This window comes from Limosilactobacillus panis DSM 6035, assembly GCF_001435935.1.
Taxonomy (GTDB): domain Bacteria; phylum Bacillota; class Bacilli; order Lactobacillales; family Lactobacillaceae; genus Limosilactobacillus; species Limosilactobacillus panis.
In genome coordinates this window covers 1-223 of the sequence record NZ_AZGM01000148.1, presented here as the reverse complement: position 1 = coordinate 223, position 223 = coordinate 1, and the positions used below count along the sequence as shown (strand labels likewise).

The window sequence follows — 223 nt, the reverse complement described above, 5'->3', positions numbered from 1 at the left end:
TAGTAACTGTTAAATCGAACTATACCAGTCAAATTTGTAGTCATTGTGGCTATCATAGTGGCTCTAAGCCCCTTAACATTCGTGAATGGACGTGCTCAAGCTGTGGTGCCCATCACGACCGGGATATTAATGCGGCAGTTAATATCTTGCATCAAGGATTAAAAGCCATTGGCTAGGGACTAGCCATGGTAAAAGAGTGGAGTTATGTAAGTTAGGTATCCTG

The 223-nt window shown here is 42.6% G+C and carries 1 protein-coding gene; it reads left to right on the top strand.

The genetic code is table 11. The features are described from left to right. Nucleotides 1–176, top strand: a 176-nt coding sequence (locus FD32_RS09970) for a zinc ribbon domain-containing protein (RefSeq protein WP_156410655.1), incomplete at its 5' end; no start/stop codon positions are given. Nucleotides 177–223: the final 47 nt, after the last annotated feature.